This window comes from Brevibacillus sp. FSL L8-0520 (assembly GCF_037963895.1).
Lineage (GTDB): Bacteria > Bacillota > Bacilli > Brevibacillales > Brevibacillaceae > Brevibacillus > Brevibacillus borstelensis.
Genome location: NZ_CP150171.1, coordinates 1327625 through 1342742, shown reverse-complemented (window position 1 = coordinate 1342742; position 15118 = coordinate 1327625). Strand labels below are relative to the sequence as shown.

Annotated in this window: 14 protein-coding genes and 1 pseudogene; 3 read left to right on the top strand and 12 right to left on the bottom strand. The window is 51.3% G+C overall.

Annotated features, from left to right (window positions below):
- Window positions 1–138 precede the first annotated feature (138 nt).
- Both NSQ24_RS06905 and NSQ24_RS06900 read right to left on the bottom strand, forming a co-directional pair.
- Window positions 139–822 carry a hypothetical protein gene (locus tag NSQ24_RS06905; RefSeq protein ID WP_031932184.1) on the bottom strand — a complete coding sequence of 228 codons (684 nt, stop codon included), beginning with the start codon at window positions 820–822 and terminating at the stop codon, window positions 139–141.
- Between the two features lie 118 nt (window positions 823–940).
- Window positions 941–1510 carry an FAD-dependent oxidoreductase gene (locus tag NSQ24_RS06900; protein ID WP_003388135.1) on the bottom strand — a complete coding sequence of 190 codons (570 nt, stop codon included), beginning with the start codon at window positions 1508–1510 and terminating at the stop codon, window positions 941–943.
- A gap of 205 nt (window positions 1511–1715) precedes the next feature.
- On the opposite strand from NSQ24_RS06900, the gene NSQ24_RS06895 reads away from it, so the two are divergent.
- Window positions 1716–2321, top strand: a complete 606-nt coding sequence (locus NSQ24_RS06895) for a TetR/AcrR family transcriptional regulator (protein WP_003388136.1) — start codon at window positions 1716–1718, stop codon at window positions 2319–2321.
- Window positions 2322–2658: 337 nt separating this feature from the next.
- On the opposite strand, the gene cyoD is transcribed toward NSQ24_RS06895, so the two are convergent.
- The 8 genes and pseudogenes from cyoD to vanG form a co-directional block, all read right to left on the bottom strand.
- Window positions 2659–2970, bottom strand: a complete 312-nt coding sequence (gene cyoD / locus NSQ24_RS06890) for a cytochrome o ubiquinol oxidase subunit IV (protein ID WP_339167498.1) — start codon at window positions 2968–2970, stop codon at window positions 2659–2661.
- Window position 2971: 1 nt separating this feature from the next.
- Window positions 2972–3592, bottom strand: a complete 621-nt coding sequence (gene cyoC / locus NSQ24_RS06885) for a cytochrome o ubiquinol oxidase subunit III (protein WP_003388138.1) — start codon at window positions 3590–3592, stop codon at window positions 2972–2974.
- The gene (locus tag NSQ24_RS06880) at window positions 3592–5562 is read right to left on the bottom strand and encodes a cbb3-type cytochrome c oxidase subunit I (protein WP_024983482.1); all 1971 of its coding nucleotides are present in this window, start codon (window positions 5560–5562) and stop codon (window positions 3592–3594) included. Before NSQ24_RS06880 ends, cyoC begins: the two co-directional genes overlap by 1 nt.
- 23 nt (window positions 5563–5585) lie before the next feature.
- Entirely contained in the window at window positions 5586–6602 is a 1017-nt protein-coding gene (gene qoxA / locus NSQ24_RS06875; RefSeq protein WP_251255160.1) for a cytochrome aa3 quinol oxidase subunit II, read from the bottom strand.
- A 305-nt stretch (window positions 6603–6907) separates the two neighbouring features.
- A complete protein-coding gene (locus tag NSQ24_RS06870; RefSeq protein WP_003388141.1) occupies window positions 6908–7117 on the bottom strand; it encodes a hypothetical protein in 210 nt (69 codons plus the stop codon).
- Between the two features lie 217 nt (window positions 7118–7334).
- Window positions 7335–9478, bottom strand: a pseudogene (gene vanT / locus NSQ24_RS06865) (serine racemase VanT catalytic subunit).
- The gene (locus NSQ24_RS06860; RefSeq protein ID WP_031932183.1) at window positions 9475–10239 is read right to left on the bottom strand and encodes a M15 family metallopeptidase; all 765 of its coding nucleotides are present in this window, start codon (window positions 10237–10239) and stop codon (window positions 9475–9477) included. The pseudogene vanT and the gene NSQ24_RS06860 overlap by 4 nt, the downstream one beginning before the upstream one ends.
- Window positions 10236–11285 (bottom strand): D-alanine--D-serine ligase VanG, encoded by a 1050-nt coding sequence (gene vanG, locus NSQ24_RS06855; RefSeq protein WP_339167496.1) that lies wholly within the window; start codon window positions 11283–11285, stop codon window positions 10236–10238. Before vanG ends, NSQ24_RS06860 begins: the two co-directional genes overlap by 4 nt.
- Before the next feature lie 353 nt (window positions 11286–11638).
- Between vanG and NSQ24_RS06850 the strand changes: the two genes are divergently transcribed.
- A complete protein-coding gene (locus NSQ24_RS06850) occupies window positions 11639–12043 on the top strand; it encodes a MerR family transcriptional regulator (RefSeq protein WP_081924324.1) in 405 nt (134 codons plus the stop codon).
- A 7-nt stretch (window positions 12044–12050) separates the two neighbouring features.
- The gene (locus NSQ24_RS06845; protein WP_031932181.1) at window positions 12051–12980 is read left to right on the top strand and encodes an EamA family transporter; all 930 of its coding nucleotides are present in this window, start codon (window positions 12051–12053) and stop codon (window positions 12978–12980) included.
- 62 nt (window positions 12981–13042) lie between these two features.
- Here NSQ24_RS06845 and NSQ24_RS06840 read toward each other — a convergent pair whose 3' ends face one another.
- Together NSQ24_RS06840 and NSQ24_RS06835 are read right to left on the bottom strand one after the other, a co-directional pair.
- On the bottom strand, window positions 13043–13738 hold the full coding sequence (locus NSQ24_RS06840; RefSeq protein ID WP_003388149.1) for a response regulator transcription factor: 696 nt from the start codon (window positions 13736–13738) through the stop codon (window positions 13043–13045).
- A 416-nt stretch (window positions 13739–14154) separates the two neighbouring features.
- Window positions 14155–15105 (bottom strand): threonine/serine dehydratase, encoded by a 951-nt coding sequence (locus NSQ24_RS06835; RefSeq protein WP_339167494.1) that lies wholly within the window; start codon window positions 15103–15105, stop codon window positions 14155–14157.
- Window positions 15106–15118 lie beyond the last annotated feature (13 nt).

Genomic DNA, 15118 nt, shown 5'->3' with positions numbered 1-15118 from the left:
TTGTAATCCAGGCCAACGAGTTGTTATGAAAAGATTGATAAAAAAACAGCGCACATGACATGGCGCTGTAAAAGGAAGACCGCTGGACCGCTCAGGCCCCGAGATGCGGTTAACCCGTCATTCTCATCAGCCTGGCGATCAGCGGGGATTGCTGTAATGCGTAGTTACAGACGGTTGAAAGCCAGCCTGCTGGCTCTGATACATTTTGTATCCGGCTTCCGACATCGGTTCCACCATCGGCTTGATCTCTCCGGTGTACACATTTTTGGAGAACGGCATATTAAAGGTCCGCACCCCATCGCTTTTGCGCATGATAGACCCATCCGAGAGCTCGACCCAATTGCTTCGCTGACTGCCGTAATCGACTACATAAACGCCCTCGTCCGTGTAAAACGGAGCGTTATAGCCAGGAGAAGCTTCCGGCTGTTGCTGCGTCTGTACCTTTGGTGCCGGTGTTTTCTTTGCTGCCTGTTTTTTCGGCTGCGTCTTTTTTCTCGCAGTTGCAGTCTGAGTGGCCTTCTTGGCCGGAGACTTGGAGGCCGCCGACTGGGCCGTTTGCTTCTGTTCCCCCGCCCCTGCAGATTGCAATTGAGGGGAAGCAGCGGTATTTTCTCTAGCTGCGAACTGCTGAAAAGCGACCTCGGTCTTTTTCGGGTCTTGGTTGGAAAAATCCGTCCCTGCCGCTGTCGCCTGCACGCGAGATTCGGCCTTTGGCTCCGCTGCCTTTGTCCCCGCCGATACCGACTTGATCAGCGCAGGCCAAATGTACGCATTGAGGCCAAGCAAGGCCACCATCAATGTAATCCCCAGGACTTTTTTCATTTCGTATTCAGCTCCGTAAGTAACCTGATCTATGTAGCAAATGGTTCTGCCCAAATCAATAATGACTTCAGAACTATTATACAAGAAAAAGGTGCCTGGGGAAGCAAGAAATGGCTGATTAATTTGTCTTCAATATATCGTGGTCGACGTAGCGCTCGCCGTTCAGCTCGCTGATGACATTGATCGCTACCTTGGCTCCGTCGCCTGCAGTGATAATCGTGTGGACGCTGGCTCCCGCGCATGTCCCGGCAGCCCAAAATCCGGGTACGTTGGTCTTCCCTGCCGCATCTGCGTCGATGACTGTTTTGATCCGGGGTTCGGTGCCAGGCTTTGTCGCCACGCCTGCTTTTTCCGCCAGTTCGACCAGTACGCCGGTGGCGAGGATGACATGCTTGGCTTCATATGTCGCGTTTTCTCCTGCGGCAATCACAAAACCATCGCCTGATTTGGAAATATCAGTTACTTGGGCAGCGACCAGCTCAGCGCCGAAGTGCGCCGCTTGCTTTTTCCCCAGCTCTACCATGTCCGGTCCGGTAATTCCCTCTACTCCGTAGTGATTCTCAATCCAAGCCCGTTTGGTCATGCTTTTGTCATTGTCGAGAAGCAAAGTGCTCTTTCCCGCCTTGGCTGCAAAAAGCGCTGCGCTTGCCCCGGCTGGACCTGCTCCAATAATGGCGATATCGTACATAATGTCAACACACCCTTTCTGGACTTCTTTTAATCAACTTAATTATATAATAAGTAACAAAAATAGAAACCATTTTTTACAGTTTGCCCGCGGTTTTTCAATCTTACCATCAGCAGTCTCCATTCTTGACGCCTGCTCCGCAGTAGTGATAAAAATAACTGATAAGTTACTTTTCTCGTCGCTTTTGTTTGGGAGGGAACCAAGGATGGAAACACAAGAACGAAACAGGACCGCAAAAGGCGAGGCCAGCAGACAGCGGCTGCTTGCTGCCGCGACTGCCCAGTTTGCCCGCAAAGGCTACCACCATACCAAAGTCAGCGACATCGTCAAAGCCGCCGGATTGACCCAGGCTGCTTTTTATCTCTATTTTCCGAGCAAGGAAGCCATCTTTACAGAGCTGGTGGACAGCTTTCGGATGAAGCTGGCAACGCTCGCCCAATCAGCCGGAAAAGTGGCGTCGCTCGCTCCGGGAGAAGCAGCCAGGCAAATCAAAGAAAATCTGCGGGACGTCTTTGCCTTTCTGCAATCCGAGCCCGAACTGACCCGGATCGCCTGGTTTGAGTCTCCAGACGCAAAAGAAATGAAGGAAAAAGTAATCGCGCTATTGAGCGCCCACATCCTGAACAATCAGCAAGCCGGCCATATTCGCAAAGAGCTGGTCCCCGAAGTGGCCGCCTGCTGCATCGTCGGCATGATTGACCAGTTGACCGAGCGATGGATCGTGACCGGGGAGAAACAGCCGGAGCAGTTGACGGAAGAAATGTCCGAGCTGCTGCTTTACGGCGTACTTGCTCCCTATCAAAGCAGGTGACGCTTCATCCGACTTCTAGCTTGCACATGTTCATACAGTTGACAATGCATCCCGATAGCTAGTCTATACCCGATCATCCGGTTGACTGCATCCGACAATCTGCAGTCGTTCATCCAGATCACGTAAGATTCATATTCGCAATCCAGTCGGAATATCCAAAGAAAAAGTCCCGGGCTTTTCATCCTTTTCTTCCCCGAATTACTTTAAAAATAAGACGCTTCTCCCCACTACGGCCACTTTCCAATCCTTCTTTTAAAATGAATCGTTCTCCGTATGCAAAAAAGCGCTCCCCTTAATCGGGAAGCGCTTTGCTATGCTCTTGGTTCACTTTCGAACCTTAGTACTTGTTGAACGTCATGATCCAGATAGAACCGACAACGATCGTAAACACGATCACCAGCCCCAGGATCAGGGTTTGCACATTGTATCGCGGCTTTTCTCCCTCTCTGATATGCATGAAGAAGAATAGCTGCACAATAAATTGCAAGATGGCCATCACCATGATCGTGATCACGAGTGCCGTTTTTTCAAGCATGTGGTTCATAACCAGCACGAGCGGGATAATGGTCAGCACAATCGACAAGATAAAGCCGATCACATACGATTTGAGCGATCCATGATTGTGGTTGTCATGGTTTTCATGATGCATCCTACATCACCCCCAACAGGTAGACGACCGTGAACAGGAAGATCCACACGACGTCCAGGAAGTGCCAGTACAAGCTCAGGTTGGTCACTTTGCGGCGGGTAACCGGCGTAATCCCGCGGCGGGCGAGCTGGATCATGATCGCCACCATCCAGAACAAACCTACCGAGACGTGCAGACCGTGCGTACCGACCAGCGTATAGAACGCGGAGAGGAACGCACTGGTGGAAATGGTCGCACCTTCATGCACCATGTGCACAAATTCGGTAACCTCCAGCGCGATAAAGCCCAAGCCGAGCAGCGCTGTTACAACCAGCCAGCCAATCAGCTTTTTCACGTTTCCTTTGTTCATTGCCAGAACAGCCAAACCGCTGGTGAAGCTGCTGGTCAACAGGATAAAGGTTTCCGCGATGACACCCGGCATTTGAAACAGTTCCTTTGGTGTCGGGCCACCAGCGTAGTTGTGCATCAGCACCGCATAGGTGGCAAACAGCGTACCAAACAAGATACAGTCGGTTACAACGAATATCCAGAAACCAAGTACTTTGAGCTGCTCATGATCTTCATGACCATGATCGTGGTCGTGCCCGTGACTATGGTCGTGATGTTTTGCCACTTGTTGCATTATACAACCCTCCCCAGTGAAGCCTCCGTGCTGCGCACTTCATCCACCGGTACGTAATAATCCGTATCATATTGGAAGGAACGCGCCCACATCGACAGGGCCACGCCAATAAATCCAATCACGGCCATCCATACCCAGCCGAACGTAAAGCCAAATCCGACCAAGAACCAGAAGCAGGACATGATAAACGGAATACCCGAGTTTTTCGGCATATGGATCGGTTCCAGATGCACAGGCTCTTTTTTATAGGTGCCGTTTGCCATCGCTTGTTTTGTATGCCACCAGTCGTCCGCTTCTTTTACCTCAGGAACGACGGCGAAGTTGTAAAACGGTGCCGGGGACGGAATAGACCATTCCAGCGTGCGTCCGTTCCACGGATCGCCTGTTGTGTCGCGTTCACCGCGCTTGATGCTGTAGACGATCTGCCATACTTGGAAGATGAAGCCGATCCCCATCAGGAACGCCCCGACGGTGGAAATCAGGTTGAGGTCAGCCCAACCGCGGTCCCATCCATACGTGTAATAGCGACGGGTCATACCCATGAAACCAAGCGCGTATTGCGGCATGAAGCAAACGTAGAAACCGATATTCCAGAACCAGAAGCCCCATTTTCCGAGCTTCTCGTCAAGCTTGAAGCCGAACAGTTTTGGCCACCAGTAGTAGATACCTGCCAGGTAACCGAACACAACCCCACCGATCAACACTTGGTGGAAGTGAGCAATCAAGAAGTAGCTGTTGTGGTACTGATAGTCCGCTGGAGCGACAGCCAGCATAACCCCGGTTGCTCCCCCTACGAGGAAGCAAGGAATAAACGCGATCGTCCACAGCATCGGCTGTTTGAACGAAATCCGTCCGCGGAACATGGTGAACAGCCAGTTGAACACCTTCACCCCGGTCGGAATCGCGATGACCATCGTCGATATCGCAAAGAACGCGATAACGCTTGCGCTCGTACCCATCGTAAAGAAGTGGTGAGCCCAGGTGAAGAACGATGCGATCGCAATCGTCATCAAGGCTGCCACCATGGATTTGTAGCCAAAGACTGTTTTCTTCGAGAACGTAGCCACGACCTCAGAGAAGATACCGAAGGCCGGCACGACCACGATGTATACTTCCGGGTGACCCCACATCCAGATCAGGTTGAGGTACATCATCGGATTACCGCCGCCGTCCATAGTGAAGAAGTGGGCACCTGCAAAGCGGTCGAGGAACAGCAGCGCCAGTGTTACGGTCAAAATCGGGAAAGCAAAGATAATCATGATACAACTGGACAGTACGGACCAGCTAAACAACGGCATTTTCATCAACTTCATGCCAGGAGCGCGCATTTTCAAAATGGTCACGATGAAGTTAATCCCCGTGGCCAAACTACCGATACCGGAGATCTGTATCCCCCATATCCAGAAGTTCTGCCCCGGCCCCGGACTGAAATCATTTTCCGAAAGCGGCGGGTAAGACAGCCAGCCGGCATCCGGGGAGCCCCCGATGACGAACGACAGGTTGAACAGCATCGCACCCAGCATGAACAGCCAGAAGCTGACTGCGTTCAGAAACGGATAGGCAACGTCCCGCGCGCCAAGCTGCAGCGGAACGACCATGTTGAACAAACCGAACATCATCGGCATCGCCATGAACAAAATCATGATCGTACCGTGTGTCGTAAAGATGGCATTATAGTGATCGGAGTGCAAAAACTCCACATTCGGGAATGCCAGCTGCAGACGCATCAGGATGGCGTCAACCCCGCCCCGGAACAGCATCAGCAGAGAGGCGATCAGGTACATGATCCCGATTCGCTTATGGTCGACCGTGGTCAGCCATTCGCGCCACAGCCAGCCCCATTTTTTATACTTGGTCAGAACGAAGACGATCGCGACCACGGTGAGTGCGATGGAAACGTCCGCGCCGTAGATCAGTGGATCACCTGTTACAAAGAACGTGGATGCAAACTCCTTTATGTTTTCCCACACTTGGTATTCCTCCTCCCTCTCAACTAGTGGTTGTGATGATGGGTTTCTGTCGAAGAAGCCTCATCTGTCTTGTTGCCCGATTCCTGCCCGGTTGCAGGCATCGGTTTTTTCATGACATAGTCCATGTCATGTCCATGGCTGTGTTTCATGACGATTTCTTCAAACAACCCTTCAGGGAATGCAGAATACGTCTTTTTATCCGTCAAGCCAGGCTTTCTCAACTCTTCGTAATCTTCCTTCGTCATAACAGGTGTCGTGTTCTTCACCTGCTGCACCCATTTGTCAAACTCTTCCTGCGGTTTGGCCTCTACCTTGAATTCCATATGAGCGAACCCTTCTCCAGTAAAGTTGGCTCCTCTGCCATAGAACTCGCCAGGCTTATCCGCTTGCAGGTACAGCTCGGTCGCCATCCCGGACATCGCATAAATCTGGCCGCCAAGCTCCGGTACCCAGAAGGAGTTCATAGGACCGTCCGCCGACAATTGAAATTGAACAGGTACGCCAGCAGGAATTTCCAGATAGTTCACTGTTGCGATGTTTTGTTCAGGATAAGTAAACATCCATTTCCAGTTCAAAGAAGTAACCTGAATGGTCATCGGCTTCACAGCCTGATTCGGCGATTCTTTCAACGCGTAAGTATCCCGCACCGTGAAATATCCCAGGATCGCAATAATGATGACCGGAATACCCCACCAAATAACCTCAAGGGTTGTACTGTGTGCCCAATCCGGCTTGTATGGCGCTTTATTGTCCTTGGTATCCCGATATCGATAGACGATAAAAGCAGTAAGCGCAAGAACCGGAATGATGATGATCGCGCACAATATCACGGAAATCATAATGAGATTGTACTGCGTCTCTGCGACAGGCCCTTTCGGATTCAGGACAACGTAATCGCTTCCGCATCCCGACAACAGGACGCTGGCGATAATCGCCATTAACCAGAAGCCCATCTGACGAAACGTCTTCGCTCTGTTCATTTCTTCTACCCCTTCCTCGTTCGCCACAGAAAAGGAAACGATCGTCCCCAATTTGTTCACATGAATTAAACTTTTCTTCGCCTTCACATACTAACAGACAGAACGATTTTCCGCAGTGGGTTTTTGACACCGTTCAACATTCTGTCTTTATTTTGTTACAAAGTGTTCAAGAAGGGTTCACGAGTTGATCATAATATTGTTATCGATCTCCTGCATTGGATTTGATCTGCCAAAAATGGTCATGTTTTCAGTGAAACTAAAAAAAGCGGATGCTGCCGCTGTGGCAAGCATCCGCTTTATCGGTTGGATCGTTTTGATTCGAGTTCTTTCCATATTATAGACCTGGCCCGTCTGGTCATACTGGTTTAACTGTTCGGTTCCAGATGAAGCAGTCGAAATACAACGCTGAGCAGGAAAATATTCGACGCTGCAATCAAAAACCCGATCGCTGCCATCAGACCGAAGTTTTCCGCCCTGAAATCGCTTACATGCGTAACGAACAAAAGTGCACCGATGAAGAAAGTGATCCAAGCGAACCATTTGAGTGTGTTTGCTGCTTTCATCCCGTTATTCATAACACATGACCCCTGTCTTTGTGTTTTCGAAATATTGTTACTTACATTGTAACACACTTTTCACTTGTTGTTCACTTTTTGTTCAAATTATTTTCAAAATCTTACTCTTGAGGAGTTTGATTGGGAAGCCGGCCGTCAATTATGAACAAAAATCAACAACCCGGCCTCCGCGCAAATGTGACAGACGGGGTCTTTTCCTGCCACGATCCGTTTTCCGTCAATCCGACACATAGACGCGCTCAAGCCGATTTCCCAGCCTGCTGCACAATTCATTCGTAATCGTTCCTGCCTGCTTTGCGACCTGCTCCGCTGTTATCCGCTCCGTGCCGTCCTCGCCGATCAACGTCACGATGTCATTTTGCCGGACATCCGGTATCCCGCTGCAATCGATCATGAGCTGGTCCATGCAAATTCTGCCGATGACAGGAGCCTTTTTCCCTTTCACCAGCACATAACCGCCGCCGCACGACAAGCATCTGGGAAAGCCGTCCGCATATCCGATGGAAACGACTGCGATTGTCATGTCGTAAGGAGCGGTAAAGCGGCACCCATACCCGACGGTCTCGCCCGCCCCGATCTCTTTTGTGAGCGCTACCCTCGCCTTCAAGGAGAGGACCGGGCGCAGGTCCACGGACAACTTCGTTTGATCCTCTGCCGTACTCAGCACGCCGTACAAGGCAATGCCGATCCGGGCGTAGTCGCACTGCAGCTCGGGAAAGTTCAACACGCCGTAGCTGCTCTGGATGTGTACGTTTGGCAGGTCGTATCCCCAATCCCTTAGCTGGGCCAGCACGCTGTAAAAATTGTCGATCTGAAAGCGGGAGAAATTCATTCCCGCCGGGCTGGAATCATCGGCCATGCCAAGATGCGTAAAGATGCCCTCCACGCTCAAGTTTTTGAAAGCAAACATGCCGGCTATCCCGCGTACGTTTTGATAGTCCTCCCCGAGCCGGTGCATCCCTGTGTCAATCTTTACGTGAACCTTTATTTTGCGTCCATACTGATCCAAAAGCTTGCCGTATTCGCAATCGACGACCGTCTGCGTCAAATCGTACCGGACCAGATCCGCAAATTCCTCCGGTGAAGTATAACCGAGGATGAGGATCTCTCCTGTTATTCCCTGTCTTCGCAGATGTACACCCTCCCGGATGGCAGCCACGGCAAAGGCAGAAATCCCGATTCGATTCAGTTCCTTTGCGACAACCGCATCTCCGTGCCCGTATGCATTTGCTTTCACGACCGCCATCACTTCGCACTTCGGCGGCAAAAGCTCCTTTAAAACCTTTGCATTGTGGCGAAGATGGTTCAAGTTGATCTCCGCCCACGCCCTGCTTTTCATACGATCTTCCTTTCTCTCTTCCGCTGCAGCAGCTTGGTGAGCAAGATAGCCCCCGCAAATGACAGAGCGGCTACCGCCACATAGTGGACGATACTATTTTCAATCAAAAGCGGCTGCATTTTCGCAATCTTGGCAAATCCGCGCACGACAATAATCGCCAGCGGGTGAATGATGTAGACAATCATCGAAATGGTCCGCAGGCTTCGGCTGCTTTTTCCCCTCCATAGAAGCAAGGATTGAAACAGGAAAAACATGCAGGGGAGCAGCATCACGTACATGCTGTCATGGCGCTGGAGAGAAAAATGGTGCAAGAGCAAGCCTTCCGCGAGCAAAAGCAAGAGCGAAACGGCAAGTCCGCCCATGCTTTCTCTCAAGCCAAATCCGCTTGTCTGCCGCGCGATCAGCCCGCCGAGCAAGAGAAAAACCGGGGCAAAAAACAAGCCGTTTCGCGTGTAATCCGAGAAGCTGAACAGCACGTCGTAAAACTGCGCAAAAAGCGGCACCTGCGATGTCAGGCCGTAATAGCTGTCCCCGCCGAGCCCGATCATGTAAAGCAGCCCGGCAATCAACGCCACCACGCCGGTCTTGCAGCTTCGCAGCAGAAGATATACGAGCCCCGCTCCCAGAATCGTCGCCGGCAAGTACCACAAATGATAAAACGTGCCATCGAAGAAAATATCCTTCAGCAGGTTGGGCAAAAGCGGCGTGGTTTCAAAGTAGCCGGCATACACGTTTACGGGGAGAAAAAGCAGGATCGCCATGCCATACAGCTTGCACGACTTGACAAAAAATTTGGCCAGGCTGCCCCTGTCTCCACGCTTCTCGTCCATGTATCGCGGCAGCAAAAAAAATCCCGTTGCCATAAAGAAAAACGGGACGGCTACCCGCCCCAAAATTCTCGTCAAGATAAAGTCCCCTGTCTCGCTGACGGAGACGAGCGGGTACGTGTGGATGGCCACAACCAGAAAGGCTGCGATGATGCGAAAGGTATCAATGCCCGCATAGCCCGCGTCCTGTTTCATCCGTTCTTCCTCCAAACCGTTGCCACGAATCCATCCACGTTATTTCCCGACACCTCGCAGCGGGCGCCGCTCGGAATGTCAATCCGCACTGTCGGGGAAGACAGGGCATGTACGTAAAAAATTTCTGCTGTTTGTCCATCTGCTTCAAACAACAAGTGCTCTCCCCCATAGGGGAAGCTTTTCACAAACTCCGTATACTCTTCCAGGGTAAACTGATGCTTCCGGATCAGCTCCGCATGCGGATAACCGACATACCGGAAGTGCCAGGGCTCGTGGGCGATGCCTGTAATGGCCTCTTTTCCTTGCGGGTAGCGTTCAATAAACCCGTACCTCGCTGCTTTTAGCCGGAACTCCTGACAGATGCCGGTATAGGGAAAGTCCGGCCTGATAAAGTCGATCTCTTCCTTCTGCTCGCCCACGTCAATCGCCAGCCCTGTCTGGTGCTCGCTGTGGTTCGGATAAGCTACGTACTTTCGCGTAAATTCCTCGCCGTTTTCCCGCATCGACTCGGTGTAGATGGTTTCCTGTTCTTTTTTTGTGCGATAGCCGCTGACAGGGACGATCCGCTCTCCGCCGTCGAGCGAGTGAATCAGCGCTGCGTACATCGCCGCCGCCCTTCGTTCCAGCAAAATGTCCGGGTGCCTGTGATCTGCGGGGATGAGCATGTCTTCCGCAGGCTCTTCAAAAACCGGGTGCATTCTGTTGATCAAGATCAGGCTGCCTTTATGCATATTGGCTTGTTCCAAAATCAATGTGTTCATTCCTCGATCGCCATCCTTATCAGCTTGTCTACGATTTCCTCAAACGACATGCCAATGCCCTTGAGCATATTCGGATAACGGCTGTGGGCGGTAAAGCCCGGGATGGTATTCACTTCATTAAAAACAAGCTCTCCCCCCGGCGTTACAAACATGTCGACTCTGGCAAAGCCGCGGCAGTCCAGCGCCTTGTAGATCGCAGCCGCTGTATGCTTTATCCGTTCGGCTGTCTGCTCGTCGACTCTGGCTGGCATGTGGATTTTGGAGGTTTTGAGCGTATATTTTTCGGTGTAGTCAAAGAACCCTTGCGACAGTTCGATTTCGTCCACTTCGCCGATAATCAGTTCCTCATTTCCCATCACGGCGCAGCCTACTTCGAATCCGTCGATGCCCTCCTCGATGACGACTTTTGGATCGTACTCCAGAGCGTTCACCGCCGCTTTGAAAAGGCCGTCTTCTCGCTCGACTTTGGTGATGCCAAACGATGACCCTGCCCTCGCAGGTTTGACAAACAACGGATAAGAAAGCTCCCGGACCAACTGTTGCAATTCTCCCTCGCTGATTTTGCCGTTTACGACGATGGAACGGGGCACCTTGATTCCCGCCTGCATGGCGATTTTGTGAGCCATGTCTTTATCCATGCACAGCGCCGAGCTGAGCGTGCCGCATCCTACGACAGGGATTCCGGCCAGTTCAAGCAAGCCTTGAATCGTGCCGTCTTCGCCGTTTTTTCCATGCAGGACGGGAAATGCGGCATCGATCCTGGTCGCTTTTATTCCGTCCCGATGAAACTCGATCACACCCCGAACATGCCTGCTTGGAGAAATAACGGCATGCACGCAGCCCGGGTCTGTGCTCCAAGTATCATCCATAATCTGTTCAAGGCTTCCGTTATACCGAAGCCATTCTCCCTGCCTCGTGATTCCGATCAAAACCGTTTCATACAGGGATTGATTGACGTGTTTTATGACTGCATAGGCGGATTGCAGAGAAACTTCATACTCTGTGGAACATCCGCCAAACAGGATGGCTATTTTTTTCTTTTCCATCGGTTCCCGCTCCCTCCTCCAACAATGCCTGTGCCCCGGCTTGCGGGAAGCAGGCAATTGTATTGTAGCGAAACGAGACAGGCCGTCCTTTAACTTTGCCTAAGGGAATCCTTACGAAATCATTACGGAATCATGACGTTTCCAGAACAGGTGAGCTGGAATAGAGGCCTGAAAAAACGACCAACCCTGCTTCGGATTCCCGGAACCAAAGAGCAGGGTTTTCCTTTGATCGGATAATGAATCGATCTATGATACCAGACAGCGGCAAACAATCGTTTTTGAACTGCATTTCTTTGCTTGACTTAGAGTTACCTCTAAGAGGTAGGCTAGTTCTACATCTACAGAGAGGGATGATGATCTTGTTCACCATTCGGGAAGCTGCTGAAAAGTGCGGCATCAGCTCGTATACATTGCGGTATTACGAAAAAATCGGGTTGCTCCCCCCGCCCAAACGAGACAGCGCGGGGAGACGCTGCTACACGGAAACGGATCTCCGCTTCATGCGGTTCCTGAAGAGCGTAAAGGAAACCGGCATGTCTCTGGAAGAAATCCATGAGTTTGTAAAAGACGGCTGTATCATGGAAAAGATTCACCTGGATGTGCCGATAAAGGAGCTTACCCCATCCTTAAACAGGCGCATCGAGATTTTAACGAAGCATCTGGAGAATATGGAAGCGAAGAAGAAGGAGCTCGAAGAAGTGATCGCGGCAACAAAGTCGAAGCTCGACTCCTACCATTCCATGCTGAGTGAGGGGTGAACATCAAATGAAGCCTATGAAAATATACGCGATGCTGCTCGGGTTTTCTATTTTTACAGGAGCCACCTTCAACCTCGCCAAATACACAGTCGAATACTTGGCGCCTTCCTCCGCGGCGGCGTGGCGTTTTGGTTTGGCTGCCGTGGTCATGCTGGTCATTTTGCTTTTGACGGAAGGGGTAAACAAAAGCCTGCTCAAGAAAAATGCAATCGCCTATGCAGTCCTTGGAATTGTCGGGATCTTTGGATTCAACGCTCTGTTTTTTATCGGCATGAAATATACGTCACCTGTCAACGCGGCCTTGATCATGGGATTGAATCCTTTGCTCACGACCATTTTCGCCCGGATGATCTTGAAGGAAAAAATTGTGAAAAGACAGGCAGTCGGCATCGCTTTTGCCTTTATCGGCGTGTTTCTCGTCATTACCCAGGGCTCGCTGGAGGCGATCGCCACCTTGTCGGTTTCAGTCGGAGATCTGCTTATTTTTGCAGGCAACCTTTGCTGGACGCTATATGCCGTGCTTGGACGCCGCTTTATAAAGGACGCCACTCCGCTGTCTACGACAACATACACGATGGCGGCCGGCGCGATTGGGTTAATCGTCGCTTCTTTGTTTACGTCCAACCCTGTTCCTCTTCCGGATGTTCCGGTCGGCGCTTGGGGCGCGGTTGCCTTTATGGCTGTCTTTACAAGCGTTTTGGGCTATCTGTGGTGGAATCAAGGGGTAAAAGAAATCGGGGCTGGGAAAACTTCTCTGTTTTTTAATCTTGTTCCTGTCGTTACGATGATCATTTCATTTGCCGCAGGAACCCCGATAACGTTCTTTCAAATGATCGGGGCTGCTCTCGTCATCGTCGGCGTTTTGGCTTCTTCGGGAATCTTCCATCTTCCCAAAGCCCATGCAGAAAAGCAAAAGCGTATGCTTGCAGCAAAATGAATTGATCTTAGGCTGAATACTGCCGTATTTCTCATACAGAGATGCGGCTGTTGTCTGTCCGTTTACGGATCCATTTTGTAGCCAACGCCCCGTACCGTTTTGATATACGTCGGACTTTCTGCCGAGTCATTCAGCTTTTCACGCAAATTCCTGATATGAACCATGACGGTGTTGGTATTATGACTGTAGTATTTTTCTCCCCAAACCTCCTGGAACAATTTCTCGGAGCTGACCACCTGTCCTCTGTTCTCACTCAAGAGCCAGAGGATCGAAAATTCGGTAGGCGTGAGTGGCAAAAGGTTTCCGTTCAAGAAGCATTCGTGGGAGTTTCTATTTAATAGAAGACCCGCAAAAGCGATTTTGTCATCCTCCTGCTGTGGATCACGATTGTATGTTGTGTATCTTCTAAGCTGTGCTTTTACGCGAGCGACAAGCTCCAGCGGACGGCACGGCTTTGTGAGATAGTCATCCGCTCCGAGCGCCAAGGCGGTGATTCGGTCGATTTCCTCGTCTCGCGCTGACAGCATGATGATCGGAAAATAGGATGTTTCCCGAATGTGTCGGCAGAGCGCGAATCCGTCCATCCCCGGCAGCGTGACGTCCATAATGGCAAGGTCAGGCCGAACAGAATCGAGACAGCGAAGAGCCTCTTCGGCCGTATCGCATTTGTGAATGCTGTAATTCTCGTTTTTCAGGAAAAGCTCGATATACTCCGCGTATTCCCGTTCAGCATCGACGATTAAAATAGTAGAATTCATGACTTCTCCCTCTTTTAGCAAAGCGATAAGAACTCTATGTATTCTACTGAAGAAACACCGGGAATTTTGCGTAGAAATTCTTAAGATTCCCTTACAAAAAACGCACACATGAAAAAACCCGCCTCCGAGATTCGCCGGAAACGGGCATCGGTCTAGCCTTGTGATCCGGGTGCTTGCCCCGCAACGGCACGACGACGTGCTCAATACACGCCCATCCCAACCGCTCATCGCTCAGTTCGTCAAAGATTGTCCGCTTGATTATAGCCTGTGTGAATATAAAAATCCCTCCAGTGAAGCTAAGATAGCAAAAAAACGAAAAATCCACCTCTATTATTTGGAAAAGAGGCGGATTTTTTGGAGGATCCAAAAGCCACATGCCTGTCAAAATTTTCAATGCTTCCTCGTATTTGGCTCTTTTACGCTTTCAAAAATAAGTAAAGCCCATCGACGTCGACATTGCCGCCGGAAATGACCGTCACGACTTTTTTGCCGGAGAATGGCAGCTTGCCGAACATAGCTGCTGCCACAGTCGTAGCGCTGGACGGCTCGATCATCTGCTTCATGCGCTCCAGCACAAACCGCAACGCCTGCCGGATTTCCTCCTCGCTGACGAGGACCAGATCATCGAGGTGCTTCATCAGGACTGGAAAGGTAAGGTCACCCGGCTGCGTCGTCCTGAGGCCGTCCGCAATTGTTTTCGGGCCCGGGACGGACACGATGCTTCGCTGCTTCAGCGAAAGCCATGTATCGTTTGCCAATGCCGGCTCCACACCGATCACCCGGACTTTTGGCCTGGATTCCTTTACTGCAGTCAAAATGCCGGAAATCAGTCTGCCTCCGCCGATGGGTACGATGATCGCATCCACGTCGCTGAGCTGTTCCAGTATTTCCAGCCCGATGGTTCCCTGTCCGGCCATGATGGAAGGATCGTCATACGGGGGGATGTAGACGCCGTTCTCGCTCGCTGCGAGCTCCTTTGCCCGCGGGAGCCTTTCTGCCGATGTGTACCCGTATTTCTCCACCGCCCCCCGGTAGGACCGGATCGCGTCGATCTTGCACTGGGCAGCATCCTCAGGTACCACAATCGTCGCCGGAATCCCCAGCCTTTGCGCGATATACGCCACCGCCTGCCCGTGATTGCCCGAGGATGCCGCCGTCACATAGGCGGCTCCTGCTGATACAGCCTGCTTTACCTTATTGGTCGCTCCGCGAATTTTGAACGAGCCTGTCTTTTGCAAGTGCTCCGCTTTCAAGTAGATGTCATTGCCGCAGCGCAGGGAGAGCTGTTCGGAGTTCAAGAGCGGTGTGACTCGCACGACGTCAGCGATTTGTTGACGCGCTTCCTTCACTTGCTCCAGTCGAATCATCGGCACTTCTCCT

Bases quoted from the DNA above. Each gene is read 5' to 3' on its own strand.
- NSQ24_RS06905 (WP_031932184.1), bottom strand. From the start codon at position 822: ATGAAAAAAGTCCTGGGGATTACATTGATGGTGGCCTTGCTTGGCCTC.
- NSQ24_RS06900 (WP_003388135.1), bottom strand. From the start codon at position 1,510: ATGTACGATATCGCCATTATTGGAGCAGGTCCAGCCGGGGCAAGCGCA.
- NSQ24_RS06895 (WP_003388136.1), top strand. From the start codon at position 1,716: ATGGAAACACAAGAACGAAACAGGACCGCAAAAGGCGAGGCCAGCAGA.
- cyoD (WP_339167498.1), bottom strand. From the start codon at position 2,970: ATGCATCATGAAAACCATGACAACCACAATCATGGATCGCTCAAATCG.
- cyoC (WP_003388138.1), bottom strand. From the start codon at position 3,592: ATGCAACAAGTGGCAAAACATCACGACCATAGTCACGGGCACGACCAC.
- NSQ24_RS06870 (WP_003388141.1), bottom strand. From the start codon at position 7,117: ATGAATAACGGGATGAAAGCAGCAAACACACTCAAATGGTTCGCTTGG.
- NSQ24_RS06860 (WP_031932183.1), bottom strand. From the start codon at position 10,239: ATGAACACATTGATTTTGGAACAAGCCAATATGCATAAAGGCAGCCTG.
- vanG (WP_339167496.1), bottom strand. From the start codon at position 11,285: ATGGAAAAGAAAAAAATAGCCATCCTGTTTGGCGGATGTTCCACAGAG.
- NSQ24_RS06850 (WP_081924324.1), top strand. From the start codon at position 11,639: ATGATCTTGTTCACCATTCGGGAAGCTGCTGAAAAGTGCGGCATCAGC.
- NSQ24_RS06845 (WP_031932181.1), top strand. From the start codon at position 12,051: ATGAAGCCTATGAAAATATACGCGATGCTGCTCGGGTTTTCTATTTTT.
- NSQ24_RS06840 (WP_003388149.1), bottom strand. From the start codon at position 13,738: ATGAATTCTACTATTTTAATCGTCGATGCTGAACGGGAATACGCGGAG.
- NSQ24_RS06835 (WP_339167494.1), bottom strand. From the start codon at position 15,105: ATGATTCGACTGGAGCAAGTGAAGGAAGCGCGTCAACAAATCGCTGAC.